The sequence below is a fragment of the Arthrobacter sp. YAF34 genome (assembly GCF_052113245.1).
Classification (GTDB): Bacteria; Actinomycetota; Actinomycetes; order Actinomycetales; family Micrococcaceae; genus Arthrobacter.
The window spans coordinates 198778-215304 of sequence record NZ_JBFRCV010000008.1 but is presented as its reverse complement, the minus strand read 5'-3'; the positions used below and the strand labels follow the sequence as shown (position 1 = coordinate 215304).

Below are 16527 nucleotides of genomic sequence, written 5' to 3'. Positions count from 1 at the left end.
TTGTTGCCCTGGCCGGCACTGCCCTGCACCGGCAAGGCCTGATTATGGGCGGTGTGCAGATTCCATGGGGGGCGGCCGCGGCCCTGCTCCTGCTGGGCTCCGCCGAAGTGTGGCTCGGGGCGGCGTTCCGGTCCGTTATTCCGACGGCGGTCTGCGGGGTCCTTTGCTACGCGCTGACCGGCTGGTGGTCCACGCTCGAAACGGGCAAGCGCCTGGTCATCGGCGACGCCGCGGGCAATATCTGGGTCTTCGGCATAGGCGGCATGACCCTGGCCATGCTCGTCTGGTGCCGACGGTACCGACTGCCGGCCGCATAGACCCGCGCTGCCCTGCACAGCGGGGGCTGGGCAGCCCGTGTACCCTGCGGGTCGGGCGATCCGGGGGACATGCTCATTCTTTGGCCCCGCGAGTGGGCACAATGGCATTATGTCCGGCTCGCGGCGGCAGCCAGGGACATGTCCCGTGGTCACCCGTGGACATGTCCAGCCTTCACCGTGGGCATGGCCGGCTGCTTCTGGGGCTCCGGGGGGACATGCTCATTCTTTGACCCCTGGAGTGGGCACAATGGCATTATGTCCGGCCCGCGGCGGCAGCAAGGGACATGTCCCGTGGTCACCCGTGGACATGTCCAGCCTTCACCGTGGAAATGGCCGGCTGCTCCGGGGGACATGCTCATTTACCGGGGCCCGGTTTGGCAGTCCTGGCCGGCGGTCCTCGAGTTCTCCACATAGCGCGGGACCTGACTACCCGGACGCCGCGGAGGACTCCACCATAGGTGAATGGCCAACATCATCGAGGTGCTCTCCAAGCACGACGGCGTCGCGCGCGCCAAACACATCGCGGCGGCGGGGGTCTCGGATTTCCAGCTCAAGTCAGCGATGTCTGCGGGCGCCGTGTCCCGCGTGGCCCGCGGGGTCTATGCCTTGCCCGGTGCCGACGCGCAGCTGATCTCCATACGCTCGCTTCCGGCAGAGCCGGCTTGCGTTACCGCTGCCCATTTCGGCGGGTTGTGGGTTCTCGAAGCACCGGCCCAGCCGCACGTGGCCCTCACTCACAGCCGCAGCTATCAGGGCTTCGTCTGTCACAGGTCCTCCACGCCGCCGACGCTCCTGGACAGCGTCGTTCAATGCCTGCGCTGCCTGCCGGAACCGGAAGGACTCATCATCGCCGAGTCCGCCGTCGTGCTTAAGGGACTCGACATGGCTTCCTTGCGCCGGCGGTTCGACGGGAGGAACGACGCTCGGGAACGCCGGATCGTGTCGGCGATTGTCCCGCAGTCGCAGTCGGTGATCGAGTGCCTGGCACGTTTTCTCCTGCGGCGTGCCGGCTTCCATGTCGAATCACAGGTCAACGTTCCGGGCATGGGTCATCTGGATCTGATGGTCGATGGCCGTCTCGGCATAGAGACGGACGGCGCCGGGTTCCACATGGACAAGGCGAGCTTCGAGGAAGACCGGAGGCGCTGGAACGTCACAACGCGTAGGGGAATCCCGACACTGATTGTGAGCTACCAGCTCCTCAGGGACCACCCCGAGGAATTCATCACCCTGGTCCGGGAAACTCTGAGCAGGCTGTCTTCTGCCGCTTAGATGCACTGCGCCGGGACGTGGTTTCTCCCGTTCGCGCTCTTGCAACGCGCGCCTTCGAATGACCTTGCCGTAACTGGCCCCGAGCCTTGCCGCGCCCATTCACCGTTGGACATGTTCCTTGCGGCGTCGATCTACGAGTGGACATGTCCCGCGCTGGCCGTCGCTGATGGACATGCTGCTGAAATGTCCGTCGCGGGCGACCAAGGGAGGACATGTCCATCGGTTGCGGGCGATCCGGGAGGACATGTCCATTGCTCGGGCCGCGGGGAGGACATGTCCCTTCGGGGAGGGTGGCCAGCCCCTCCGGGCACCCACGTCATCGGTTACGGGCGATCCGGCACCCGCGGGGCGTGGCGGGGCGGGGGCGGGGGGACTTCCTTGGCCGCCACGACGAGGGGCAGCGCAATGACGACGTCGGAGCGGCGGGTGCGGACGGTGCACGTGCCGTCGGTGCGCTGCACGAGCTCGCCGAGCGCATCCGTGAGGCCGCCGTCGATCCGGTACCGGACCACAACCCGTGTGCCGAGCGGGGCGCCGGAGAGGAACTGCTGGGGCAAGGGCAATGGCGAGCTCATCAGATCATCGTAAGACGCGGGCCGTATGACGTCCCGCTAGGTTCGCGGGAACAGGCTGGGAGATAATAGGCTCGGAAGTCAGCAGCCCGGCGCTCAGGTCGGGAGATCATCCGGTCGGAACGCCGGAAACAACGTGGAGAGGCCAGGGACGTGACGTACGTAATCGCGCAGCCGTGTGTAGATGTCAAAGATAAGGCATGTATTGAAGAGTGCCCCGTCGACTGCATTTACGAGGGTGAACGCTCCCTGTACATCCACCCGGACGAGTGCGTGGACTGCGGTGCCTGCGAGCCGGTCTGCCCCGTGGAGGCGATCTACTACGAGGACGACACCCCCGAGGAATGGGCCGACTACTACAAGGCCAACGTCGAGTTCTTCGACGAACTCGGCTCCCCGGGCGGCGCCGCGAAGATCGGCAACACCCACACCGATCACCCGATGATCTCTGCCCTGCCGCCGCAGAACCAAGACAACTAGGACGGCGCTACGGTGACATCCGCGGTGCGCACTTTCGGCCTGAGCCTGCCCGACTACCCGTGGGAGGCCATGGCGCCGTATCTCGCCACGGCAGCTCGGCACGAGGCGGGAACCGTCAACCTTTCCATCGGAACCCCGGTGGACCCGACACCGGCCCTCATCCAGGACGCGCTGCGCGCCGCCGCTGACGCCCCCGGCTATCCCACGGTCCACGGGACACCGGCGCTGCGGGAAGCCATCGCCGGCTGGTTTGCGCGCCGGCGCGGCGTGCCCGGGCTGGATCCGCAGAATGTGATGCCCACGGTGGGGTCCAAGGAACTCGTCGCGTGGCTGCCGTTCCTGCTCGGCCTGAAGGCGGGCGACGTCGTTGTCCGCCCCACGGTCGCGTACCCCACCTACGACATCGGCGCGACTTTCGCCGGTGCGGAGCAGGTCGCGGCCGACGACCTTGACGAGCTCGACGCCGGGACCCGGTCCCGCGTGCGCCTCATCTGGGTGAATTCACCGGCCAACCCCACCGGCAGCGTGCGGGACATCGCCTCGCTGCGGCGGATCGTCCGGCAGGCGCGCGAGATTGGCGCCGTCGTCGCGTCCGACGAGTGCTACGCCGAACTCGGCTGGGGGGAGTGGGACGTCCAGCGCGGCGGCGCCCCGGTCCCCAGCATCCTGGACCCCCGGGTCGCGGAAGGCTCCCACGAGGGGCTGCTTGCCGTCTACTCGCTCAGCAAACAGTCCAACGTGGCCGGCTACCGGGCGGCGTTCATCGCCGGCGATCCGGCGATCATGGCGAATCTGATCAACAGCCGCAAGCACGCCGGCATGATCGTGCCCTATCCGGTCCAGGAGGCCATGCGCGTCGGGCTCGGCGACGACGCCCACGTCCTGGCGCAGAAAGACCTCTACCGGGGCCGGCGGGAACGGATCGTGCCCGCGCTGGAGGGCTTTGGCCTGACGATCCACGAGTCCCGGGCGGGTCTTTATCTGTGGGCCACCGCCGGCGAGGCCACGTGGGACACCGTTGGCCGGCTCGCGGACCGCGGAATCGTCGTCGGCCCAGGGGTGTTCTACGGCGACGCCGGCAACGGGTTCGTCCGCGTGGCGCTGACAGCAACTGACGAGCGGATCGACGCCGCCGTGGCGCGGCTGGCCACGGGAGCGTAACAATGCTGTGACCCGTGCCACATGTGGCGCGTTTTCGGCGTTCTGAGCGACTCCCGGATTAGTGCCACCCGCGAAGTGAAGGTACTTTTTAACTGACGATCAATGGTGGCTTTCCACAAGAAGGCAGCGCAGCCTTTGGAAATCCTGTCCGCACAGGATCCGCGGGCAGCTTCACCAGATGTTGGACCAGCTTTCGACAGAGGCCCCGATGCCTCATGAGGAGACTCCATGACTGAAACCACCAGCGCAACCCTGCGCCATGCCGGCGGCGAGCTCGAACTCCCGCGCATCAAGGTTGTAGAAGGAAACGAAGGCTACGACGTTTCCAAGCTGCTGAAGCAGACCGGCGCCGTCGCCTTCGACCCCGGTTTCATGAACACCGCGGCCACCACCTCGGCCATCACCTACATCGACGGTGACGCCGGCATCCTGCGCTACCGCGGCTACCCGATCGAGCAGCTGGCCCAGCACTCGAGCTTCCTGGAAGTCTCCTACCTGCTTATCTACGGCAACCTGCCGACCCCCACGGAGCTGGAGTCCTTCGACCAGCGGATCCGCCACCACACCCTCCTGCACGAGGAGCTCAAGGGCTTCTTCAGCGGCTTCCCCCGTGATGCGCACCCGATGCCGGTGCTGTCCTCGGCCGTGTCCGCGCTCTCGACGTTCTACCAGGACTCGCTGGATCCGTTCAACGCCGAGCAGGTTGAGGTGTCCACCATCCGCCTGATGGCCAAGATGCCGGTCATCGCCGCCTACGCCCACAAGAAGTCGATCGGCCAGCCCATGCTGTACCCGGACAACTCGATGAACCTGGTGGAGAACTTCCTGCGCCTCAGCTTCGGCCTGCCGGCCGAGCAGTACGAGGTGGACCCGGTGGTCGCCAAGGCCCTGGACCTGCTGCTGATCCTGCACGCGGACCACGAGCAGAACTGTTCCACGTCCACGGTCCGGCTGGTCGGCTCGTCCAACGCCAACCTGTTCGCGTCCGTCTCCGCCGGCATCAACGCCCTCTTCGGGCCCGCCCACGGCGGCGCCAACGAGGCTGTCCTGAAGATGCTGCGCCAGATCCAGGCCGACGGCATCAAGCCGGAGGACTACATGGAGAAGGTCAAGAACAAGGAAGACGGCGTCCGGCTCATGGGCTTCGGGCACCGGGTCTACAAGAACTACGACCCCCGCGCCAAGATCATCAAGGCCACGGCCCACGAGGTGCTCAGCAAGCTCGGCGGCAACGACGAGCTCCTGGACATTGCCATGCGCCTTGAAGAGAAGGCCCTGGGCGACGACTACTTCATCCAGCGCAAGCTCTACCCCAACGTGGACTTCTACACCGGCCTGATCTACAAGGCCATGGGCTTCCCCGAAAAGATGTTCACCGTGCTGTTCGCCATCGGACGCCTGCCGGGCTGGATCGCCCAGTGGCGCGAGATGATCAGCGACCCCAACACCAAGATCGGCCGGCCGCGCCAGCTGTACGTAGGCGAACCGGAGCGCAACTACCCGGCCCTGTAGAGCGGCAGGCGCCTCGCCACCTGCCGTCTGCGGCACCAACGACGCATGGCACGTCCGACGCCGGCCGCGCACCTTTGAGGTGCGCGGCCAGCGCCATGCCCGGGCGGCGCCGCAGTGCTGTGACCCGCGGCACCCGCCCGCGGGCGCCGGTGCGCCCCCGGGCGGGAGCGACACGGACGTGCTAAAAAAGACCAGTGCCTAAATTTGTCGACGCCGTAATCCGGCGCCAGGAAATAGTTGACGCGGTGTTCAGAATCATCGCCACGGATGGTCTTGAGCGGGCTTCCCTGCGGGAAGTCGCCGATGAAGCGCAGCTGGCCGTCGGTTCGGTGCGGCACTATTTTGCCAGCAGCGACGAGCTGTTGTCCCACGCTTTCGCCGTCGCCGTGGACCGGATCAGCGGCCGTCTGACGGCGGCGGAGTCCCGGCTGGCGGACCTGCCGCCGGGAGCGGCGGAGCACCACAGCGCCGTCGTGGCCCTGCTGGGGGAATTTCTTCCGCTGGACGAGGACCGGGCGGTGGACGCCTGTGTCTGGATGGCCTTCAAGAATGCCGCCCGGACAAAGCCGTTCCTGACCGCGGAAGCCGACCGCAGCCACCGCGCCGTGGCTGCAGTCGTCGGAGGACTCATTTTGGGCCTCGCCGGCACCGCGTCCGGGCTCGCTGCTGGTGCCGGCGCTGCTGGTGCCGGCGTCGACCAGCAGGTGCTGGTCACGGAAGCTGAGCTGCTGCTGGCAGTCTTGGACGGGCTGACGATGCACGCCCTTCTTCAGCCGGAATGGATGACAGCCCAGATGTGCAACGATGTGCTGGAAGCCCATCTTGAAGGCTTGAATCGCCGGATGTTGAGCACCGCCGCCAGCCGTTAACGTGCGATAACAACAGGAATAGACTGAGATAGTACGTCTTGCCAAGGGAGGCAATTGGATGCACCACACCGGCGGACCTGGCTGGCGGATCACCATGGATACCTCTGGTCCCATGCTCATTGCCCTTTATGTTCGTGACGCCGTCGGTCTGGACTCCGCGGGCCATCCGGCGCTGTGTCACGCGGCGCCGAAGATCCGCGCGGCGGACCATGCGCACCTGATCGCCGAGGCCGGCGGACCCGCCGCACTCAAGACCGAGTGGGAGGCATGGTGGGAGCAGCTGCTGAAGGCGTACCCGGAAATGTCGCCCGAGCTTTCTCCTCCGGGCTTCGGCACCTTCAGCAACTCACCGGCGCTCAGGCGCGTCCTGCAAGCGCACTTCGGCGCCGCGCTGACGTGGGCCCGGGAACGTCGCGCGGAATACGTGGCCCTGGAAGCGGAGCGTGAGGCCAACGGCAACAACGAACTCCTAGCCGACATGGTGGAGGACCGGCTGCTTGAAGTGGGCCGTGCGGCCAGGGATTTCAGCCTGACGATCATCGAACTGCCGCTGGCGGAGCCGCGGGCGTGGTACCTCGAACCCGACAAGATCATCATGAGCCACGAGCTGTTGTCCCAGCCCGAACTTTTCCGCAGCTACGTCCAGCCCGTGGTCGACCTTCTCGTCTGAGCCCTCACGGCGCCCGGGCGGCAAGCAGTGCAACGCGGGGCCACCTACGGCCAATGTTGCCGCCTGGGATGGGCTGTAGATGACCACGCGGCGCTGTCTGCCGCTACGTCCCGGGCGCGCCGGCGACAGTGACCTTGACCTGCCCGGCGGGGACCTGGGCCGGCTGCCAGCCGTCGCGGGACTGCCGGTTCCAGGCCTGGCCGTCGACCTCGACGCTGGTGATGGAGAGCGCCTTGGCATTTGCCACGGCCCACTGCCCCACAGCCCAGGCCTCGGTGCCTTCGGCGTCCACGATCAGTGTCCTGCCCGCGGCCGACGTTCCGACATGGCCGAGCGCCGCGGTGAGCTGTTTCGCGACAACGGCCGGGTTCCCGGCGGTATCGGGGGACCGCAATGAGCAATCGAGGCCGGCGGCCGTCTGCCCGCTCAGGGCGGAGGCAAACGCGCGGGCCATCCCCTCATGCTGGGCATAGGCGCCCGGGTACGCCGAGTGCTGGACCCGCTGTGCGGCGTCGGTGATGTCCAATGACTGGTAGCCCGCGATCCCAACGAGCGCATCGTAGAACGCATTGCTGGCGTGGTACGGGTCCATCACCTCTGCCATCGTGCCCCAGCCCTGGGAGGGCCGCTGCTGGAACAGCCCGCGCGAGTCTGGACCCGCCTGGTCCCCGTGGCCGATGTTGCGCAGCTTGGATTCCTGCATGGAGGTGGCCAGCGCGATGCTGGCGGCCCGGGCAGGAAGCCCGCGGCGAACAGCCACTGCCGTGATGAGGGAGGCATTGGCGGCCTGGTCGGTGGCGAGATCGTCCCCGCCGCTGCCGGCGGCCGTGCAGCGCTCGGTGACCAGCGTTTCCGAGCGCTGCAGGAACGCCACGGCGGTGTAGATCCCACCCGCCACCAGCGCAAGGGTCAGCAGAAGGACGATCCGGCGCCGCCAGCTCCCTCGTCGTGCCACGAAAATTACTCCCTCAGGCCCCAGCGGGCTGCGTCATTGACTGCGTCTTCGGCTGCTTCATCAACAGGGCAGGCCAGACGGAACGGCCTGCGCCGCCCGCCATACCGTACCAGCCGGGGTGCGATCAGTTGGCGTGCAGGTCCGCGTTGAGCTCAACGGTCTGGCCCTTGCGGGGGAGCGCTTCGACGGTGCCGGTGGAGGAGTTGCGGCGGAAGAGCAGATTCGGGACGCCTGAAAGCTCAACGGCCTTGACCACCCGGCTGGTGTCTTCGCCTTCGGCATCCCGCGGGCTGATGACCCGGACGCGCGTGCCGGCGGTGACGTAGAGGCCGGCCTCCACGACGGAGTCATCGCCCAGGCTGATGCCCACGCCGGAGTTGGCGCCGAGGAGGACCCGCTCGCCGATGGCGATCTTCTCCTTGCCGCCGCCGGAGAGGGTGCCCATGATCGAGGCCCCGCCGCCGACGTCGGAGCCGTCACCGGCGACGACGCCGGCCGAGATCCGGCCTTCGACCATCGAGGTGCCAAGCGTTCCGGCATTGAAGTTCACGAAGCCCTCGTGCATGACCGTGGTGCCCTCGGCCAGGTGGGCGCCAAGCCGTACCCGGTCGGCGTCGGCGATCCGGACCCCGGAGGGCACCACGTAGTCCACCATGCGGGGGAACTTGTCCACGCCGAGGACGGTGACCGCGCCGCGCTTGCGCAGGCGTGCCCGGGTGAGTTCGAAGTCCTCCACCGCCGCCGGGCCGAAGTTCGTCCAGACCACGTTGGGGAGCTTGCCGAAGATCCCGTCCAGGTTGATGGTGTTGGGCTGGACGAGCCGGTGGGAGAGCAGGTGCAGGCGAAGGTAGGCGTCCGCCGTGTCCGCGGGTGCTTCGTCCAGGTGGATCTGGGCGAAGACCACCTTCTGCTCGGTGCCCCGGTCCGGGTCCGCGCCGGTGGCGGCGATGTCGATCAGCGACTGGTCAGCGTTCTCCACGTCACGCAGGTTCTGCGCCGCTACGCCGAGCGCCGGAGCCGGAAACCATACGTCCAGCACGGTGGCTTCACCGTTGCGGGTGGATACGGTGGCCACTCCAAAGCCGTAGGCAGAACGGGCGTCAGTGGGCACGGCGGAAGCAGCAGTCTCAGTCATGCGCCCAGTCTAACGAGAGGGCCCATGCGCGTTGAAACTCATGACGGCGCACGGGAGGGGGAACGGATATGGTGGGACGGTGACCGCCTCGAACCCCCACACCCCCGCCAGCCTCCCGGTACGGACTGCCGTCCACCTGGACCTCCGCCAGGACGTCGCCCTGCTGACCGCCGCCCTGATCGACATCAACAGCGTCTCCGGTAATGAAAAGATGCTGGCCGACGCCGTGGAGCAGGCCCTCCGTCTGCTCCCGCAGCTGGAGCTGGTCCGCGACGGCGATTCGATCATCGCCCGCACCAACCTCGGCCGCGCCGAGCGTGTCATCCTGGCCGGCCACCTGGACACGGTGCCGCTGCCCATGACCGAGGGCTCGCTCGGGACCGTCCCCGCCTACTGGCCCTCCGGCGCGCCGGGGCAGGGCATCCTTTACGGCCGCGGCGCCACCGACATGAAGGGCGGCGTCGCCGTGCAGCTGGCGCTGGCGGCCACCATGTTCGACGGCGGGGCGGAGCCGGACAAGGACGTCACGTTCGTCTTCTATGACCACGAGGAAGTCGAGGCCGTGAAGAGCGGCCTGGGCAGGCTGGTGCGCAACCACGGGGCGCTCCTCGGCGGGGACTTCGCGATCCTGCTCGAACCGACCGACGGGACGGTGGAAGGCGGCTGCAACGGCACCAGCCGGTTCGAGGTGACCACGAACGGGGAGGCCGCCCACTCGGCCCGGGCCTGGATGGGCAGCAACGCCATCCACGCTGCGGCCCCGATCCTGGCCCGGCTGGCGGCGTATGAAGCGCAGACCGTGACGGTGGACGGCCTGGACTACCGCGAAAGTCTCAACGCCGTGAAGATTCACGGCGGCACGGCCGGGAATGTCATTCCGGACAAGTGCGTCGTGGAAATCAACTACCGCTTCGCGCCGGATAAGACCCCGGACGGGGCCGAGGCGGTCGTGCGCGAACTGCTGCACGGGTTCGACGTCGTGCGCACAGACAGCGCGGCCGGAGCGCGGCCGGGACTCAACCACCCCGCCGCCGCGTCATTCGTGGCCGCCGTGGGCGCGGAACCGAAGCCCAAGTACGGCTGGACCGACGTCGCGCGGTTCAGCGAACTGGGCATCCCCGCGGTGAACTTCGGGCCCGGCGATGCGCTGCTGGCGCACAAGGACAACGAACACGTCGAGGCGGACGCGATCCGGGAATGCCTGCGGGCGCTGCGGACCTGGCTCGGCGGCTAACCGCGCACAGCAAACAGCACGCGACACTCAACGCAAGACACGCCGCGCAACGCATGGCCAGCAACGCACAAAGGGTCCGGAACCTCTGAGAGGTTCCGGACCCTTTTGCGGGTGGAGCGGCGTGTTACTTGGCCGCCGGGATTCCGGCGACGGGCACGTGCGCCACGCCGCCGGCGGCCCGCTTGGAGCCGCGCCGCTCAAGCCAGATGGCCAGGCGGGAGACAGCCAGGTCGATCGCGATGTAGATGGCCGCAGCCACGAAGAACACCGGGAACAGGTACTGCGGGCCGAGGAAGTCGGCCATGACCTGCACGGCCCGGAGCAGCTCGCCGTAGGCCACGATGTAGCCGAGCGAGGTGTCCTTCAGCAGTACCACGAGCTGCGCGACGAGGGAGGGCAACATGCGCCGGATCGCCTGCGGCAGCTCGATGGTCAGCCGCGACTGGGAACTGGTGAGGCCGATCGCCAGGCCCGCCTCACGCTGGCCTTTGGGCAGGGACTGGAGGCCGGCGCGGATGATCTCCGCAAAAATTGCCGAGTTGTACAGGACCAGGCCGGCGACCACGGCGATGAACGAGCTGGTGGCGAAGACAAGCAGCACGAACAGCATCATGAGCACCACCGGCATGCCGCGCAGGAATTCCAGCACAATCCTGGTGGGCACCCGGATCCAGGTGTTGTCCGAGATGCGCATCAGGCACAGGAGCAGGCCCAGCGGGAAGGCGATCACGGCCGCCACGGCCGCGGCGGCGAGCGTGGCGCCGATGCCGTTGCCGATCAGCACCCAGACATCGGGAATCTGGAAGACGGCCCAGCGGGTGGCGTCGAAGATCCCTTGCTGGGCGAGGGTCATGACCGCGAGGACGAGAAGTCCGCCGATCACGATGACGCCGATGATGGAGCCGATCAGTGAAACCCGGCGGGCTTTGGGGCCGGGGACGTCGTAGAGAACAGAGCTCATCGCGCGATTGCCACCTTTCGTTCAACGACGTTGGCGAGGTAGCCAAGCGGGATGGTTATCAGCAGGTAGAAGAATGCGACGCCGACCAGGACCCACACGACGGCGTCGCCGTTGGCGTTGGCCAGCTGCTTGCCGTAGCCGAACAGTTCCAGCACGTAAAACGCGCCGGCCACCGAGGAGTTCTTGACCAGGGCGATCAGAATGTTGATCAGCGGCGGGATCACGGTGCGCAGGGCCTGCGGCAGGATGATGAGGGAGAGCACCTGGCTGAACTTCATGCCGATGCTGCGGGCGGCCTCCGCCTGGCCCACGGGGACACTGTTGACGCCGGAGCGCACGGCCTCGGCGATGAAGGCCGAGGTGTAGGCGCTCAGGGCAATGATGGCGGCGACCTCGAACTGCTGGAACGTGATGCCGAGGCGGGGCAACACCACGGCAGCGAAGAAGAAGGCGATGGTCAGCGGGGTGTTCCGGACGATCTCGACGTACACCATGCTGAAGCCGCGCAGCGCGGCGATAGGTGAGACGCGGGCCGCCGCGAGCACCGTGCCGAAGATCAAGGCGATAATCCCCGAGACCAGGGAGAGGAAGAGGGTTCGGAGAAAACCGTCCCAATACTGGGGGAGGTTTTCAATGATGACGTCCATAAGTTCCTTCAGCTGCGTTGAGGGGATTTCAGGCGGAAGACGGGTGTGGCGGCCGCCGGGCTGCGGAAGATCCGCAGGCCCGGCAGCCGCCACAGCCGGCTAGTAGCGGTCGATCGTGGGAAGTGCGGGCGCGGTCTTGATGACGGTGCCTGCGGTGGCATCCCAGGCCTTCTTGTAGGACCCGTCCTTGGCGAAGGCCTCCAGCTGGTCATTGATCCACATGCGGAAGGTCTTGTCGTCCTTCTTCAGGCCGATGCCGTAGGGCTCTTTGGTGAAGGTCTGGTCCGAGGCGAGCTTGAACGCATCCGGCTCCTTGGACACAAAACCGGCCAGGATGACGTTGTCAGTGGTGACCGCTTCAACCTGATGGTTCCGCAGCGGCTCAAGGCAGGCGGAGTAGGTCGCGGCCGGAACCAGGACTGCTCCGTACTTTTCGACGATCGTCTGGGCCGGCGTGGACCCGGTCACGGAGCAGACGTTCTTGCCCTTAAGGTCCTCGGGCTTGGTGATGGAGTTGTTGTCCTTGTTCACCATGAGGGCCTGTCCAGCCTCGTAGTACGGGCCGGCGAAGTCAACCTGGGTCTTGCGCTTGTCGTTGATCGTGTAGGTGGCGACGATCATGTCCACCTTGCCCTGCTTGAGGAATTCCTCGCGGTTGGCGGAGACCGTTTCAACCCAGTCGATCTTGTCGGCGGGGATGCCCAGCTTGGCGGCAATCAGCTTGCCGATTTCGACGTCGAAGCCGACCGGCTTGCCGTCGAGGCCTTTCTGGCCGAAGAGCGGCTGGTCGAACTTGGTGCCGATGGTGATCTTTCCCGCCGAGGAAAGCTTGGCCATGGTGGAATCGGCGGCAAAGCTCGGCTTCTCGGCTACCGGCGGGTTGGTGGTCGTGGAGGAGCTACCGCCACAGGCGCTCAGGCTGAGCGCCAGTGCTGCGGATGCGGCAACCAGAAGGGATTTCCTTCGGGTCAAAAATGCCTTCATGACATTCCTTTCATTGGACGGCCGCCAACCGGCGGCCAGAGTGCGAACTCGTCAGGACTTAGTGCGTGAGCAGCTTGGACAGGAAATCCTTGGCCCGGCTGCTCTTGGGGTTGGTGAAGAATTCCTCGGGGGTTGCGTCCTCGACGATCTGGCCATCGGCCATGAACACGACGCGATCGGCGGCCTTGCGGGCGAAGCCCATCTCGTGGGTGACCACAATCATGGTCATGCCCTCCTTGGCGAGCTGGACCATGACGTCCAGGACCTCGTTGATCATTTCCGGGTCCAGGGCAGACGTGGGCTCATCGAAGAGCATCACCTTGGGCTTCATGGCCAGGGCGCGGGCAATGGCAACGCGCTGCTGCTGGCCGCCGGAGAGCTGGGCCGGAAGTTTGGGGGCCTGATGCCCGACGCCGACGCGTTCCAGCAGCGCCATGGCCTCTTTGTCGGCCTCGGCCTTGGAAACGCCCTTGACCTTGATCGGGCCGAGCGTGACGTTTTCCAGGATGGTCTTGTGGGCGAAAAGGTTGAAGGACTGGAAGACCATGCCGACGTCGGCGCGCAGCTTCGCCAGTTCCTTGCCCTCCGCGGGCAGTTCCTTGCCGTCGATCCTGATGTCGCCGTCGTCGATCGTTTCCAGGCGGTTGATGGCGCGGCACAGAGTTGACTTGCCGGATCCGGAGGGTCCGATGACAACAACGACCTCACCCTTGCGGACATTCAGATTGATGTCCTTCAGGACGTGCAGCTGGCCGTAATGCTTGTTCACGGCCTTCAGGGAGACGAGCGCATCGCCGGGCACTTGAGTAGTCATAGTACGAATCTAGCGAAGATTGACGCCGTATGACCGCAATCACCTTCTTTGGCGCAGATCGTGATTCAAGAGATACCTGCACGTCAGGTGCGCCCGCGGGCGTTGCCGGGCTCTCGGCCGCCTCTCGCTGGCCCCCGTTTCGGGGGCCCCGGCGGCGCCCGTCGGCGCGTCGGCACCGTCGCGCCGACGCGGCCACGGCGGAGTTCCGCGCTAGCCTATGGGCATGAGTACCGATCCACAGCACGGCCCCGAGCAAAACCCCGAACAGAACCCGGAACAGAACCCCGCCGGGAAGCCGGCCCGGGAGTCCCGCCCCACCCCGGGCCCCAACGGGATCCGCCACAAGGGCCCGCTCGAGCTGCGCCGCAAGGCTGCCAGGGTCACCATGTCGGACCAGACATTGCTGGACACCAAGGGGCCCGGCCAGTTTGTCCACACCGATCCCTGGCGGGTCCTGCGGATCCAGAGCGAGTTCGTGGAAGGCTTCGGCGCCCTCGCCGATCTCGGTCCGGCGGTCAGCGTCTTCGGCTCTGCCCGCACGGTGCCCGGAAGCGTGAACTACGAGCTCGGCGTCGAGGTCGGGCGCAAACTGGCCGAGGCCGGGCTGGCAGTGATCACGGGCGGCGGTCCCGGTTCCATGGAGGCCGCGAACAAAGGCGCAGTGCAGGGCAATGGCCTCTCGGTGGGGCTCGGGATCGAATTGCCCTTTGAACAGGGCATGAACCAGTGGGTGGATCTGGGAATCAACTTCCGGTACTTCTTCGCCCGCAAGACCATGTTCGTCAAGTACGCCCAGGGCTTCATTGTGCTCCCCGGCGGCCTCGGCACCCTGGACGAGCTCTTCGAAGCCATGGTCCTGGTCCAGACCCGCAAGGTCACGTCCTTCCCGATCGTGCTGGTGGGAACCGCATTCTGGACCCCGATGCTCGAATGGGTCCGGGACACGCTCGTCGCCGAGGGGATGGTCTCCGAAGTCGACCTCGACCTCGTGCAGGTGGTGGACGACGCCGGCCTGGCCGTCGAGCTCATCGTTGAAGGGGCCGCCCGCCACCGGAACCCGAACGGCGGCACCACGAACGGGAACACGAACGGGAACACCAACGGGGACGGCAACCGAACGCGCGGCTGAAGCATCCGGCCGCCGGCGTCTGGCACGATGGTCTAGTGAGTCTCTTCCTGGTTTTCCTGGCGATTGTGCTGATCGGCGTCGCCGTCCTCCTGGGTACCGGCCTGGTGCCGAAAATTTTCCGCCGGGGCCGGAACGGCGGTGCCGGCGTCCCCCTTGCGGACGGCTTCGGCGAGCCGGTCGCCTCCCTGCCGCCGGTCCTGCTGCCCGAGCGCGCGGCCGCGGCGGACATCGACCGTCTCCGCTTCGCCGTCGGGCTCCGCGGCTACCGCATGGACCAGGTGGACCAGGTCCTCGATGACCTGCGGGACCAGATCGTCGCGAAGGATCAAAAAATCGAGGCACTCGGGGAGGAACTGGAACGCCTTCGTCCGCCGACGGAACAGCGTCCGTGAGCCACGTGGACGACCCGGAGACCGACGCGGGGCTTGAGGCCCGGGCACCGCTGGGGCTGAACGCGGCGGTGTGGAGCCGCATCGCTGCCGCGGGCGCCCGGATGTCGCGGTGGCCGTGGTGGGCCCAGGTGGCGGGTCTGTACACGGTGGCCCGGTTGGTCAGTGCCTGCATCTTCATGGCGGCCGCCCTGCACCAGGGCGTGAATCCGTGGTTTCCCGCCCAACCGGATTACTGGAACTTCATCAATATCTGGGACGCCCGATGGTACGCCGACGCGCTCCAGACGGGGTATCCGGCGCTCCTGCCGACCGACCCTGCGGGAACCGTGCGGGAGAACACGTGGGCCTTTTACCCGCTGTTTCCCGTCCTGGGCCGGGTGGTTTCCGGCGTCACAGGCACCGGTCCGGCGTGGTCGCTGACGGCGATCGCGCTGATCTCGGGGCTCGCCGCGGTCCTCGTGGCCTACAAGATTTTCCGCCACCGGGCCACCCACCGAACGGCGCTCTGGGGGACCGTGTTCGTGGCGGCCTTTCCTGTGGCACCCGTGCTCCAGGTGCCTTACGCCGAATCCCTGAACCTGCTGCTGATCGGCGCCGCGCTTCTCCTCGTCATGGAGCGCCGGTACCTGTGGGCCATGCCCGTGGTGGTCCTGATGTGCCTTTCCAGGCCCACCGGCGTTCCGTTCGCCGTGATGACGGGGCTGCTGTTCCTCTACCGGGCCTGGCAGCGGGTCACCTCCAAGCGGCACGCGGCGCAGGGCAGCTCAACTGAGGGCATCGCAACGGGGAGCCCCACCATGGAGGACCCCGGCGCCGGTCCGGTCCACAGCAACCCCCAGCTCTGGTCCCTGGCCGGGCTCACCGCCGTCAGCGGGATCGGCGCGCTGCTGTGGCCGGCCATCGCCTGGGCCGCGACGGGCGATCCCGGCGCCTACACCAAGACCGAAACCGCGTGGCGCGGCGGTGACCTGGTGCCCTTCAAGCCGTGGTTCGACACCGGCATCATGCTGTTCGGGCCGACGCTCGGGGTGCTGGCGCCGTTTGTGTTCTTTGCCGCGTTCACCCTGCTGATGATGTCCCGGCCCGTGGTCGCACTGGGCACCGAGCTGCGTCTCTGGTGCTGCTGCTACATGGGGTACCTGCTGGTCTTCCTTCAGCCCCAGACAAGCACGTTCAGGATGCTGTTGCCGTTGTTCCCGCTCGCCCTGAGCGCTGCACTCATCTCGCGCTCCCGGGCTTACCGCGGGGCCGTGGTGGTCATGTTTGTGCTGCTGCAGATCGTCTGGATTGTGTGGCTGTGGGCGTGGGCGCCGCTGCCTGGCGGAGGGGACTATCCGCCGTGACGCGCAACACCATTTTGCGGCGCTGCCCCGGCTTTGCGGGGCGCGCGGGAAAGTCCAACGATTAGCTCCGGGCGCATTGT

General features: G+C 66.9%; 18 protein-coding genes. 11 read left to right on the top strand and 7 right to left on the bottom strand.

Annotation, left to right across the window (positions count from 1 at the left end; all coding sequences use genetic code 11):
* Positions 1 to 53: 53 nt before the first annotated feature.
* Together AB4Y72_RS12070 and AB4Y72_RS12065 are read left to right on the top strand one after the other, a co-directional pair.
* Positions 54 to 317, top strand: a complete 264-nt coding sequence (locus AB4Y72_RS12070) for a hypothetical protein (RefSeq protein ID WP_441426389.1) — start codon at positions 54 to 56, stop codon at positions 315 to 317.
* A gap of 462 nt (positions 318 to 779) precedes the next feature.
* Complete coding sequence (locus tag AB4Y72_RS12065; RefSeq protein ID WP_441426388.1) at positions 780 to 1589, top strand: type IV toxin-antitoxin system AbiEi family antitoxin domain-containing protein; 810 nt, start codon at positions 780 to 782, stop codon at positions 1587 to 1589.
* 323 nt (positions 1590 to 1912) lie between these two features.
* Here AB4Y72_RS12065 and AB4Y72_RS12060 read toward each other — a convergent pair whose 3' ends face one another.
* On the bottom strand, positions 1913 to 2164 hold the full coding sequence (locus AB4Y72_RS12060) for a putative acetyltransferase (protein WP_441426387.1): 252 nt from the start codon (positions 2162 to 2164) through the stop codon (positions 1913 to 1915).
* Between the two features lie 150 nt (positions 2165 to 2314).
* Here AB4Y72_RS12060 and fdxA point away from each other — a divergent pair, with 150 nt between their 5' ends.
* The 5 genes from fdxA to AB4Y72_RS12035 all read left to right on the top strand — a co-directional run bounded on the left by fdxA (position 2315) and on the right by AB4Y72_RS12035 (position 6853).
* On the top strand, positions 2315 to 2641 hold the full coding sequence (fdxA, locus tag AB4Y72_RS12055) for a ferredoxin (protein ID WP_441426386.1): 327 nt from the start codon (positions 2315 to 2317) through the stop codon (positions 2639 to 2641).
* A 12-nt stretch (positions 2642 to 2653) separates the two neighbouring features.
* Complete coding sequence (gene dapC, locus AB4Y72_RS12050; RefSeq protein WP_441426385.1) at positions 2654 to 3802, top strand: succinyldiaminopimelate transaminase; 1149 nt, start codon at positions 2654 to 2656, stop codon at positions 3800 to 3802.
* A gap of 228 nt (positions 3803 to 4030) precedes the next feature.
* Positions 4031 to 5314, top strand: a complete 1284-nt coding sequence (locus tag AB4Y72_RS12045; RefSeq protein WP_120950926.1) for a citrate synthase — start codon at positions 4031 to 4033, stop codon at positions 5312 to 5314.
* Between the two features lie 194 nt (positions 5315 to 5508).
* Complete coding sequence (locus AB4Y72_RS12040) at positions 5509 to 6183, top strand: TetR/AcrR family transcriptional regulator (protein ID WP_441426384.1); 675 nt, start codon at positions 5509 to 5511, stop codon at positions 6181 to 6183.
* 58 nt (positions 6184 to 6241) lie between these two features.
* Positions 6242 to 6853 carry a hypothetical protein gene (locus AB4Y72_RS12035; protein ID WP_441426383.1) on the top strand — a complete coding sequence of 204 codons (612 nt, stop codon included), beginning with the start codon at positions 6242 to 6244 and terminating at the stop codon, positions 6851 to 6853.
* Between the two features lie 103 nt (positions 6854 to 6956).
* Here the strand turns inward: AB4Y72_RS12035 and AB4Y72_RS12030 are convergent, their stop codons facing one another.
* On the bottom strand, positions 6957 to 7808 hold the full coding sequence (locus AB4Y72_RS12030; protein ID WP_441426382.1) for a hypothetical protein: 852 nt from the start codon (positions 7806 to 7808) through the stop codon (positions 6957 to 6959).
* A 124-nt stretch (positions 7809 to 7932) separates the two neighbouring features.
* On the bottom strand, positions 7933 to 8943 hold the full coding sequence (dapD, locus tag AB4Y72_RS12025; protein WP_441426381.1) for a 2,3,4,5-tetrahydropyridine-2,6-dicarboxylate N-succinyltransferase: 1011 nt from the start codon (positions 8941 to 8943) through the stop codon (positions 7933 to 7935).
* A 79-nt stretch (positions 8944 to 9022) separates the two neighbouring features.
* On the opposite strand from dapD, the gene dapE reads away from it, so the two are divergent.
* Positions 9023 to 10177, top strand: coding sequence for a succinyl-diaminopimelate desuccinylase (gene dapE, locus AB4Y72_RS12020; RefSeq protein ID WP_441426380.1), 1155 nt, complete (start codon positions 9023 to 9025; stop codon positions 10175 to 10177).
* A gap of 124 nt (positions 10178 to 10301) precedes the next feature.
* On the opposite strand, the gene AB4Y72_RS12015 is transcribed toward dapE, so the two are convergent.
* The 4 genes from AB4Y72_RS12015 to AB4Y72_RS12000 all read right to left on the bottom strand — a co-directional run bounded on the left by AB4Y72_RS12015 (position 10302) and on the right by AB4Y72_RS12000 (position 13583).
* A complete protein-coding gene (locus tag AB4Y72_RS12015) occupies positions 10302 to 11138 on the bottom strand; it encodes an amino acid ABC transporter permease (protein WP_441426379.1) in 837 nt (278 codons plus the stop codon).
* Positions 11135 to 11785 (bottom strand): amino acid ABC transporter permease, encoded by a 651-nt coding sequence (locus tag AB4Y72_RS12010; protein ID WP_441426378.1) that lies wholly within the window; start codon positions 11783 to 11785, stop codon positions 11135 to 11137. Before AB4Y72_RS12010 ends, AB4Y72_RS12015 begins: the two co-directional genes overlap by 4 nt.
* A gap of 99 nt (positions 11786 to 11884) precedes the next feature.
* A complete protein-coding gene (locus AB4Y72_RS12005) occupies positions 11885 to 12769 on the bottom strand; it encodes a glutamate ABC transporter substrate-binding protein (RefSeq protein WP_441426377.1) in 885 nt (294 codons plus the stop codon).
* A 58-nt stretch (positions 12770 to 12827) separates the two neighbouring features.
* Positions 12828 to 13583, bottom strand: coding sequence for an amino acid ABC transporter ATP-binding protein (locus tag AB4Y72_RS12000; RefSeq protein ID WP_223980038.1), 756 nt, complete (start codon positions 13581 to 13583; stop codon positions 12828 to 12830).
* A gap of 385 nt (positions 13584 to 13968) precedes the next feature.
* On the opposite strand from AB4Y72_RS12000, the gene AB4Y72_RS11995 reads away from it, so the two are divergent.
* From AB4Y72_RS11995 to AB4Y72_RS11985, 3 genes are read left to right on the top strand one after another with little or no spacing between them, the layout of a single operon-like run.
* The gene (locus AB4Y72_RS11995; protein ID WP_441426417.1) at positions 13969 to 14712 is read left to right on the top strand and encodes a TIGR00730 family Rossman fold protein; all 744 of its coding nucleotides are present in this window, start codon (positions 13969 to 13971) and stop codon (positions 14710 to 14712) included.
* Between the two features lie 35 nt (positions 14713 to 14747).
* Positions 14748 to 15104, top strand: a complete 357-nt coding sequence (locus tag AB4Y72_RS11990; RefSeq protein WP_441426376.1) for a DivIVA domain-containing protein — start codon at positions 14748 to 14750, stop codon at positions 15102 to 15104.
* Positions 15101 to 16447 (top strand): hypothetical protein, encoded by a 1347-nt coding sequence (locus AB4Y72_RS11985; RefSeq protein ID WP_441426375.1) that lies wholly within the window; start codon positions 15101 to 15103, stop codon positions 16445 to 16447. The genes AB4Y72_RS11990 and AB4Y72_RS11985 overlap by 4 nt, the downstream gene beginning before the upstream one ends.
* The last annotated feature ends 80 nt before the right edge of the window (positions 16448 to 16527 follow it).

Excerpts from the sequence above, each read along its gene's own strand:
- AB4Y72_RS12015 (WP_441426379.1), bottom strand. The coding sequence starts at position 11,138 with ATGAGCTCTGTTCTCTACGACGTCCCCGGCCCCAAAGCCCGCCGGGTT.
- AB4Y72_RS12005 (WP_441426377.1), bottom strand. The coding sequence starts at position 12,769 with ATGAAGGCATTTTTGACCCGAAGGAAATCCCTTCTGGTTGCCGCATCC.
- AB4Y72_RS12060 (WP_441426387.1), bottom strand. The coding sequence starts at position 2,164 with ATGAGCTCGCCATTGCCCTTGCCCCAGCAGTTCCTCTCCGGCGCCCCG.
- AB4Y72_RS11995 (WP_441426417.1), top strand. The coding sequence starts at position 13,969 with ATGTCGGACCAGACATTGCTGGACACCAAGGGGCCCGGCCAGTTTGTC.
- AB4Y72_RS12035 (WP_441426383.1), top strand. The coding sequence starts at position 6,242 with ATGCACCACACCGGCGGACCTGGCTGGCGGATCACCATGGATACCTCT.
- AB4Y72_RS12000 (WP_223980038.1), bottom strand. The coding sequence starts at position 13,583 with ATGACTACTCAAGTGCCCGGCGATGCGCTCGTCTCCCTGAAGGCCGTG.
- AB4Y72_RS12065 (WP_441426388.1), top strand. The coding sequence starts at position 780 with ATGGCCAACATCATCGAGGTGCTCTCCAAGCACGACGGCGTCGCGCGC.
- AB4Y72_RS12045 (WP_120950926.1), top strand. The coding sequence starts at position 4,031 with ATGACTGAAACCACCAGCGCAACCCTGCGCCATGCCGGCGGCGAGCTC.
- AB4Y72_RS12010 (WP_441426378.1), bottom strand. The coding sequence starts at position 11,785 with ATGGACGTCATCATTGAAAACCTCCCCCAGTATTGGGACGGTTTTCTC.
- dapD (WP_441426381.1), bottom strand. The coding sequence starts at position 8,943 with ATGACTGAGACTGCTGCTTCCGCCGTGCCCACTGACGCCCGTTCTGCC.